General features: G+C 73.2%; 2 protein-coding genes. Both read left to right on the top strand.

Annotated features, from left to right (window positions below; all coding sequences use genetic code 11):
• Positions 1-70: 70 nt before the first annotated feature.
• Positions 71-925 (top strand): iron-containing redox enzyme family protein, encoded by an 855-nt coding sequence (locus ACWD3D_RS37255; protein ID WP_451465053.1) that lies wholly within the window; start codon positions 71-73, stop codon positions 923-925.
• Positions 926-1,033: 108 nt separating this feature from the next.
• Positions 1,034-1,233: 50S ribosomal protein L11 methyltransferase (locus tag ACWD3D_RS37260; protein WP_451465054.1), on the top strand; the 200-nt coding region annotated here is incomplete at its 3' end.

The raw sequence follows: 1,233 nt of genomic DNA on the forward strand, positions 1-1,233 counted from the left end.
CTCCTGGTTGCGCCGGAGGTAGGCGGGCGCGACGGCGCGGCGGAAGGCGAGCGAACCGGCGGCGCCGTGCGTGGTGTCGACCGAGGATCTCCATCTGGCGCTGTACGCCTGCTACGAGCTGCACTACCGGGGGTTCGCCGGGGTGGACCCGGCGCTGGAGTGGGACCCGGAGCTGCTGGCCGTACGCCGGGGTGCCGAGGAGTCCTTCCTGACCGCGCTGCGCCGCGACGCCACGCGCACCGACCCGCTGGAAGAGGTTCTGGCCGGGCTCCTGGTGGAGCCGGTGCACGGCCAGGGGGTGTCGGACTTCCTCAAGGACCACGGGGAGCTGCGGCACGTGCGCGAGTACGCCGTCCAACGGTCGCTGTACCACCTGAAGGAGGCCGATCCGCACGCCTGGGTGCTGCCGAGGCTCCGCGGGCGGGCCAAGGCGGGGATGGCCGCGATCGAGTACGACGAGTTCGGTGCCGGGCGCGCCGAGCGCGTCCACGCGCGCCTCTTCGCCGGCCTGATGGCCGACATGGGGCTGGAGACCGCCTACGGCCACTATCTGGACGAGGGCCACGCCGAGATGCTGGCCCTGGTCAACCTGATGTCGCTGTTCGGGCTGCACCGGCGTCTGCGGGGCTCCCTGGTGGGGCATTTCGCCGCGGTGGAGATCACCTCGTCGCCCGCCTCGCGCCGCCTCGCGCAGGCGATGCGGCGCGCCGGGGCGGGGCCCTCGGCCGAGTTCTTCTACACCGAGCACGTCGAGGCGGACGCCGTGCACGAGCAGGTGGTCCGACGCGAGGTCGTCGCGGGTCTGCTGGCGGACGAGCCGCAGCTGGAGGCCGACGTCGCGTTCGGCATCACCGCCACCGGTTTCCTGGAAGAACGGCTCGGAGAGAGGCTGCTGGCCGGCTGGCGCGCCCGGCCGGCCCGCTGAGGGGGCAGGCCCGCCGGGAACGCGCCACGCGGGGCGTCGAGTGGTGACCGAAGTGATTCCGCCCCAGTCTGGGACAGACCGCCCGTCTCTCCGCCCGAGGGAGCCCCGATGGCCACCGATGTGGCGTCAGCCGCGCCGTTCGTCCTCACTCTGCCCGGTGTCTACGCACCGCAGCACGACACCCGTTTGCTGATGCGGGCGCTCGAACGCGAGGCCCTCGCGCCGGGTGCGAAGGTGCTGGACCTCGGTACCGGCAGTGGTGCGCTGGCGATCCGTGCCGCCCAGCTCGGCGGGATGGTCACGGCGGT

Source organism: Streptomyces sp. NPDC002690 (assembly GCF_053592415.1).